Below are 8,647 nucleotides of genomic sequence, written 5' to 3'. Positions count from 1 at the left end.
ATCGTCCGCATCCCCTACGATCCGCTGATCACCCCGGAAAACGCCATTGAAATCCGCTGGAGCATTACCCTTGCGGACGGCACCGTTTTCGAGCCTGAGCTGGCCTGGATCTTTCCGACCCAGCAGGAGGCCGATGACCCTGAGGGTTTCATCGTCATCATTTCAGGCCCCGAGTACCTGAAACCCGGCGAAGGCGGCACCCTGGTGGTGTCGTACGACGTGCTCAGCGAAGGCGAGAACGGCGAAATCGTTCGCCGGCCTTCTGCGCCAGCCTCGCCGTTGAACATCGGTGAGCCGAAGCTTGAGCTGGTCAAGCCAATACTCCTGGGCGAAAAGGACGGCGCACTGGAACCCAAGGATTTGCCCAACGGCATCAGCGAAGTCACCTGCCCCAACCCGGTCAACAATCCCACCAAAGCCAAAGATGTGGTGCACTGGCAATTGCATGATGACCAAGGTGCGTTGCTGTTTACGGACAGCAAATCCCTCAACTCACTGAGCGCCGGCAAACCCGTGAAATTTCCGCTCAATGCGGCGTTTGTGCAGCAGTATTTTGAGGCCCGTCGCGGTGAACAGTTGAGTGTCCGCTATCACATCGTTCGGTTTGAATCGGGCAAGACCAGTTATTCGAATCCAAAAGTATTTACGATCGGAACCTCACAGCAACAGCGACTGGACCCGGCCGAGTTCAAGGAAGCAAAAGGTGATCAATTGAATCCTGATCACGTAACGGCTGGTGCAACAATCATCATCAACGCCTCCGCTCGACTGAAGGCAGACGACGAAGTCATCGTTACCGTGGCGGGAAAATCTCCTACCACCCTTCCTGCGTACCCGGTCAAGCCCACAGAGGCGGACAAAGAGCTGTCGTCGATCAAAGTGCCTCACAGCGTGATCCTTGCTGAAGATGGCAACACTATCGAGCTGACTTATACCGTCAAACGCAAGGCAGGTGGTACCGATGACCCTTCAGTCCCGGCGGTATACGACGTAAGCAATGTGATCGGAGCGGGCAAACTGAAGGTCATGGGTGCCCGCCACAACCGCAGCGTTTATTGGGCTTCGCGAGCCAGCCGCTGGCTGATGGCATTTGATGCCACGACCGGCAAACCGATCCTGGCCGAGTGGAAATACGCCAATAGCAGCACCTGGACCAAGGGCCAGAACTGGCTCGATACCTCCCCACAGGAACCTCTTCAGGTACGTACTCTCGACGACCACTTCACGATTAGTGAAGCGAACATCTACGGCAATGGCAGCGAAAGCACCAGCACCGGCCAGGCAGCGTTCGTCGCGCTTCGAGACAAGAACAATATGGCGGGTTGGGGTTTGCCTGCCAATGGCAGTGCCATCCCGCCCACTATCATCACCATGAACGACATTGTGGAAGTGAGCTGCACGCGCAGTACCTATGCAGCCCGACGCAGCAACAACACCACCATCGCCTGGAGCAACACCGCAGGTGAGGGCAGTGACATGAGTACAGTCAATCCAACGGGCTTCACCCGGGTCGTCGGCAATACCACTGCTTTCGCGGGGATCAAAGATGATGGAACCGTCCATGCCTGGGGCATAGCAGGTAACGGAGGAACGACAAGTGCCGAGGTCAAGGCCATTACTAATGCTGTCGAGGTAACCCCTGCCGGATATGCCTTTGCAGTACGACTGGCTACAGGCCACGTCAAGGCCTGGGGCGTGGCCGCCCATGGCGGAACCGTGACTCCACCGATAGATACGCTCGACGATATCGACGAGCTCCTCGGCAGTTTATTTGCCTTCGCGGCGCGAAGAACAAACGGCACGGTAGTCGCCTGGGGCCACGCAACCTATGGTGGCGCGGTACCGGCCGCCATTGCCGGCCTGACCAATATCACGCAACTTGCCTGTGCCAATAACTATTCATTCTGTGCCCTGCTCGACACCAAACAGGTCGTCGCCTGGGGCCCTGCTGCGCATGGGGGGACAGTTCCCACGCTGATAGCCTCCCTGACGGATATCTTTTCAGTCGTCGGAACCTGGGCCGCCTTCGCAGCGCTGCGAGAAAACGGTCATGTGGTTGCATGGCCCGAAACCGATGCTGCCGGCATCGTGCCCGCCGCCATCGCGGCCCGGGATGATGTTGTTCAGATCGCGGGCACATCCGACGCATTTGCCGTGCTGTACAAGGATGGAACGGTGGCGGCATGGGGTAATGCAACGGTGGGCGGGAATACAGCTCCGGTCGCGGCGCAATTGACCGACGTCGTAGCGATCTACGCCAATACCCATGGTTTCACAGCGCTAACCGCCGACGGTCGAGTCGTGACCTGGGGGCAAGCCGCAGGAGGTGGAGACAGCAGTACCGTACAGCCTCCACTCAACGGTACGGTGTCCTATCTCGCAACCCCGGCTTCACGCGGACAAGCACTCATGGCCAGCCGTTTGAGCCAGTCAAAAACGTCGGTCTGAACCCCGGATGCACTTGTTGAAGAGTGTTGAAGTTTATATCCGCAAAGCCACGCCACCTTGCGCCTTTGCCTACGCATCCGCCAGAATCCGCCGGCTTGTGCGCCTTGGGGGCGGGTTCTATTGTTTGGCGGTCGCTGAAAAACAGCGATCGGGTTTAGCAGCCCGGTTAACTTCAAGGCACGTTGGTGTCGCCAGTGTTTGTTATGGCGGCTGACGTGGGGCACTTCGGTGCGCCGGGATCCTTGAGCCTGGTCTGCTAACCCGCGTTCAGCCGCCACCCTCTTCGTTTAGCAGCGATGGATGACGGCTCCATATCTCAAGGAGCTTCACAATGATCAAACCAACGCCAAACCCGCCCGAAACCGACACAACCTCGCCCTACGAAACACTCGACTCCAAGAAATTCCACGAAGCCGCCGAGCGCGCGCTCGATCACTACCTCAATCCCCTTCTCCCCCGAAAACCGCTGCTCAAACCCGGCACCCGCTACCTGATCGCGCCCGGTATCGACAGCGAAGAGTTGCTGGCCGACGCCTGCGAAACCCTGACTTCGGCCAAGGTCATGGCCAATGACTTCGCCGGGCTGGTGGATGGCTCGCATCGGCATGTGTTGTTGGGGATTGCGCAGTTGATCATGCTGGGTGAGCTGGCGGTGAATCGGGTGCTGGATAACCTGGAGTTGAAAACCGAGACGGCGGTGTAAAGAAGGTAAATGCACCGTCCCGAATAATGCGTGGCAGACATGACGCCTTCGCGGGCAAGCCTGCTCCCACAGGTACGGCGGCGTAATCCAAATGTGTGTTCGATGCAGGGCAACACATCACTTGCGCATGAAAAACCCGCCGTCCCGTTTGATCGGGACGGCGGGTTTTGTCGTTTCAGCGTTCAGATCAGACCGTGTCCACCTTCAACGAATGATCATTGAGCATGCCGTTGATGATCGTCGCCGTGTCATGCCCGCTGGCGATCAAACCGCCCGCCCCCGGCGTCACGCCGTAGTGGCTGGCGAGGTTGACACCGGCCAGGTCGATGGTCTGATTCGGCGTGGCGCCGGCCATGGCGCTGACGTCGATGCTGGTCATGACCGAGGCGCCGCTGCCGGTGACGGTGAAGTGCAGGTAGTCATCCAGTGACGCCGAGGTGCCGTTTTCACCTTGCAGCAGTTGCGACAGGTCGAGCTTGTCGGTGCCGGGGGTGAAGTCGGTGACGAGGTCGTGACCGCTGTTGCCCTTGAGCCACTGGAAGGTGTCGGCGCCCGGCCCGCCGGTCAGGGTGTTGTTGCCCATCCCGCCGATCAGCAGGTCATCGCCCCCGCCGCCGTTGAGGATGTCGTTGCCCAGACCGCCGTTGATCACGTTGTTATTGTTGTCGCCGGTGAGGCTGTCGTTGAAGTTCGAGCCGACGAGATTTTCGATACCGGTCAGGGTATCGGTGCCGGCACCGACGGTGTTTTGCGCACCGAGCAGGCCGAGGTTGACCGTCACCCCGGCAGTCGCGTGGGCATAGCTGGCGGTGTCGATGCCGCTGCCACCGTCGAGCAGGTCGTTGCCCGGGCCGCTGTAGAGCAAGTCGTTGCCGGCGCCGCCGTGCAGTTCATTGTTGCCGGAGCCTGCGGTGAGCACATCGTTGCCGTCGCCGGCGTTGATGATGTTGTCGCCAGTGCCGGCCACCAGCACGTCATCGCCCGAGGTACCGGTGAGGGTGTGGCCGTCCTGATAGCTGATGGTCACGTTCGCCGTGTCGCTGCCGCCGTGGTTGTCGTTGGCGGTGTAGGTGCCGTGGTAGTCCGGGGTGATGTCGTGGGCCCCGGCGTAGTTGAGGGTCATGGTCAGCTGGTAGTTCTCCGCCGCGTTGGCGTTGCTGCCCGTGGTGTTGGTGATGTTGGTGATGTGGATCTGGTAGACGCCGTCGGACGTCGCGGTCAGGGTCTGGCCGTCCGCGAGGGCGATCCAGGCGCCGCCGTTGATCGAGTACTCCATGGTGATGTGACCGGCCGCCAGGTTGTGGTCCAGGTTGAGGGTTTCGCCCTGGCGCAGGTTGACGGTGATGCGGTCTTCATCGTTGGCGTTGGTGTTGGTGACCGCGCCGAGGTAGCCGCTGACCACCAGCACGGCGGTCATGGTCGCGGCATTGGCGCTGAACGAATTACGCACGTTGGCCAGGTTCTGGTTGGCGGCGGTGTTGGCGTTGGTGCCGGTGAAGCTGATCGCGCCGCTGCCGGTGAAGTCTGCCGACTTGGAGATCCAGCCGGTGTTGAACGAGGTCGGCGTGGCGTTGAGGGTGTCGCCGTTCGGGTCGGTGTCGTTGGCCAGCAACAGCTCGCCCGGCACCACGATGTTGCCCGACAACACGTTGGTGATGATGTGGTCGTCCATCGCCACTGGAGGCGCGTTGGGGATCACTTTCACGGTCAGGGTCGAGCTGGCGAGGTCGCCGTCGTTGTCGCTGAGGGTGAAGCCGATGTTCTCGGTGATCACCACGGCGGTGGTTTTCTGCGAGGTGTAGCTGTAGTCACCGGTGTCGAGGTTGACCACCAGGGTGCCGCTGTTGTTGGTGGCGATGCTCAGGGTGTTGTTCACCGTGTTAAACGTGCCGTGGTTGGCGCCGCCGCTGGCGGTGAGCGATCCCTGGCCACCGTTGGCTTTCGGGTCATAGGTGTAGGTGGTGCCGTCGACCACGATGGACTTGATGAAGCCGCCATCGGCGCCGAACGTACCGCCCTCGCCCAGCAGCGAACCGGTGACCGGCGCACCCTCAACAGTGCCGGAGAGCACCGAATTGAGTTGATTGAGGTCGGTGACCACCACCGCGTTGGTGTTGGTGTGGGTGATGCCGTCGTACGCCAGCGGATCGAGATTGGCGTTGCTCACGCCGCTGCCCAGGCCGATCGCGTAATTCTTGATGTTGTTGGCGTCGAGGAACGCCTTGAGCGTCGCTTCGTCGGCGGTGCCGATGTCACCCTCGTTGGGTTTGCCGTCGGAGAAGAAGTAGCCGACGTTCTGTGCCCCGGTGAGTTTGCCCGAGGTGTTGAACGCGTTGTACATGGTTGCCACGGCAGCGTCGTAGTTGGTGCCGCCGCCCGCGCTGAGGCCGGCCAGAAGGGTCTTGGCCGTCGCGACATCGACCCACACCGAAGTGCGGTCGGTGGCGTTGCTGCTGAAGGTGACGAGCTGCACTTTCACATCGCCCAGATCGTCGTACTTGTCGAGCAACGCGCTGATCGCCTGCTTCGCCAGGTCCAGCCGCGACAGGCCCGGTACGCCGGAGGCGTCGGCCATGCTGCCGGAGATGTCGAGGACGATGAGGATGTTGGAGTCGATCTCCACCGCCGCCACCGAACGATCCGAGGCTACCGCTTTGGGCACATCGTCGACGATGTTGACCACGATGGTGCTGGTGGTGCTGTTGCCCAGTGCATCGGTGGCTTTGTAGGTGAAACTTTCGCTCAGGGTGTTCGGCCCGTCGTTGGCGTTCGGCGTGGTTTTCGGCGCCGAGGTCAGGGTGTAGGTGTAGGTGCCGTCGGCGTTGAGCTGGATCTGCCCGTAAGTGCCGGTGGCGCTGCCGACCAGGGTGTAGGTGATCGCCCCGCTGCCGCCGCTGACCGAACCGACCAGCGTGCCGTTGGCAGTTTCGCCAGTGTTGCCCGGGTCGCTGCCGGTGACCGTGCCGGGGGCCAGGTCTTGTCCGTCCTGGGTCAGGTCGAGGGCTTTTTCGTAGACGGTGACGTCCTGATCGGTCGAGGCCACGAGTTTGCTGTCGGCGACGTTGACGGTGATGGTGGTGGTGCTTTCGTCGCCGTCACTGTCACGGATGGTGTAGGTGAAGGTGTCGGTAGCGCCCGGCGGGCTCACCGAGTTCGGATTGCTGTGATAGACCGCGTTGCCGGCCGCATCGAGGGTCAGGTAGCCGTAGTTGCCGTTGATGTTGCTGTTGAGGCCGCCGATGGCCGAGGTCGCGGTATTGCTGCCGGCGCGCACGCCGACCACGATCGCCGCGCCATCCGCGCCACTGATGTCATTGCCCAGCACGCTGATGTTGACCGTACCGCCCTCCGCCACCGAGCCGGTGTCGGGTTTGGCGGTCGGCAGGTCATCGATGATGTTGACGTTGATCTGCCCGGTGGCAGTGCTGCCATCGGTGTCCGTCGCCACCACGTTGAAGTTCTCGGTGATGCTGTTGGCGCCGTTGGCGGTCGGATGGGTTTCGTTATCGACCAGGGTGTAGCTGTAACTGACCACGCCGGTAGTCGGGTTGTAACCGGTGATGGTCAGCGTGCTGCCCAGCGGGGTAACGGTCGATTGCGGGAAGCCGGCTGCCACGCCGTTGGTCATCACGGCGATACCGCCCACGGTCAAGGTTTGCAGGCCGTCGAGCGCGGTGACGGTGAAGGTGCCGCTCTGGGTCAGTGCCGGGGTATCGGGGCTGGTGCCGTCGCTGAGGTTTTTCTCATAGACAGTCAGCTCGCCGCCATACACGTCGAGGCCGTTGAGGACCACGGGATCGTCGTTGTTGTGGATGTTCAGCACCAGGTTGGCGGTGCTGGTGTCGCCGTCGGCATCGGTCAGGGTGTAGGTGAAGGTCTCGGTGCCGTTGCCACCGCCGTGCAGGTTTTTGAAATCCGTATCGTTGGTGTTCAGCGTGTAGGTGTACGTGCCGTTGGCGTTCAGCACCAGAGTCCCGTAAGTCCCGGTGAAAGTGCCGGGGGTGATCGGGCCGGCATTCGGGCCGGTTGCCACCACGTCGGCGCCTTGCACGTCGTTGGTCAACACGTTGCCGTTGAGGGTCAACTGGGTTTCCGACGCGGTGCCGGCGTTGCTGTCGTTGATCGCCTTCGGCACGTCATCGACGATGCTGACCACGAGGGTGCTGGTGACGACGTTGCCCAGCGAATCGGTGGCCTGGTAGGTGAAGGTTTCGGTCAGGGTGTTGGCGCCGTCATCGGCGTGCGGGGTGGTGCTGGCCGGTGAGGTCAGGGTGTAGGTGTACGTACCGTCGGGGTTGAGCACGATCTGCCCGTAGTTGCCGGTGGCGCTGCCGACCAGCGCGTAGCTGATCGCACCGACCGCGCCGGTGACCGAACCGACCAGCGTGCCGGACGCGGTTTCCCCGGTGCTGGTCGGGTCGCTGCCGGTGACCGTGCCAGCGGCCAGGTCCTGGCCGTCCTTGTTCAGGTCGAGGGCTTTTTCGTACACGGTGACGTCGGTGTCGCTGACGGCTTTGAGGCAGCTGTTGTAGACGTCGATGGTGATAGTGGTGGTGCTTTCATCGCCGTCGGAATCGCGCACGGTGTACACGAACACGTCCACCGCACCCGGGCCGCTCACGGCATTCGGGTTGCTGTGGTAGACCGCATTGCCGTTGGCGTCGAGGGTCAGGTAGCCGTAGGTGCCGTTGATATTGCTGTTGAGGCCGCCGATGGCCGAGGTCGAGGTATCGGAGCCGGCGCGCACGCCCACTACCGCGCCACTGGCTGCCGGGCCGTCGGCGCCGCCGATGTCGTTGTCCAGCACGTTGCCGCTGACGGTGCCGCCCTCCTGCACCGACGTTGCGTCGGGTTTGGCGGTCGGCAGGTCGTCGATGATGTTGACGTTGATTTGCCCGGTGGCGGTGCTGCCATCGGTATCGGTCGCCACCACGTTGAAGTTCTCGGTGAGGCTGTTGGCACCGTTGGCGTTCGGGTGGGTTTCGTTATCGACCAGGGTGTAGCTGTAGCTGACCACGCCCGTGGCCGGGTCGTATCCGGTGATGGTCAGCGTGCTGCCCAGCGGGGTGACCGCCGATTGCGGGAAGCCGGCTGCCACACCGTTGGTGATCACGGCAATTCCGCCCACGGTCAGGGTTTGCAGACCGTCGAGGGCGGTCACCGTGAAGGTGCCGCTCTGGGTCAGCGCCGGGGTGTTGGGGCTGGTGCCGTCGCTGAGGTTTTTTTCGTAGACGGTCAGCTCCCCACCGTTGACGTCGAGGCCGTTGAGGTACACCTGATCGTCGTTGTTGTGGATGTTCAGGACCAGGTTCGCGGTGCTGGTGTCGCCGTCGGCATCGGTGATGGTGTAAGTGAAGGTTTCAGTGCCGTTGCCGCCGCCGTGCAGGTTTTTGAAGTCCGCATCGTTGGTATTGAGCGTGTAGGTGTAAGTGCCGTTGGCGTTCAGCACCAATGTCCCGTAAGTCCCGGTGAAAGTGCCGGCGGTAATCGGGCCGG

The 8,647-nt window shown here is 61.9% G+C and carries 2 protein-coding genes and 1 pseudogene; 2 read left to right on the top strand and 1 reads right to left on the bottom strand.

Translation table 11 applies throughout. The features are described 5' to 3' along the window. Positions 1–2,448: pseudogene (locus QLG12_RS07065) on the top strand (hypothetical protein); the annotation flags it as partial. A gap of 331 nt (positions 2,449–2,779) precedes the next feature. Further along, complete coding sequence (locus tag QLG12_RS07060) at positions 2,780–3,151, top strand: DUF6124 family protein (protein WP_282474214.1); 372 nt, start codon at positions 2,780–2,782, stop codon at positions 3,149–3,151. 187 nt (positions 3,152–3,338) lie between these two features. On the opposite strand, the gene QLG12_RS07055 is transcribed toward QLG12_RS07060, so the two are convergent. Further along, positions 3,339–8,647: VCBS domain-containing protein (locus QLG12_RS07055; protein ID WP_282474213.1), on the bottom strand; the 5,309-nt coding region annotated here is incomplete at its 5' end.

It is taken from the genome of Pseudomonas sp. V88_4, from assembly GCF_029967985.1.
Taxonomy (GTDB): Bacteria; Pseudomonadota; Gammaproteobacteria; order Pseudomonadales; family Pseudomonadaceae; genus Aquipseudomonas; species Aquipseudomonas glycinae.
Note: the sequence above shows the minus strand (reverse complement) of the source record. Positions and strands in the feature narration are given on the sequence as shown.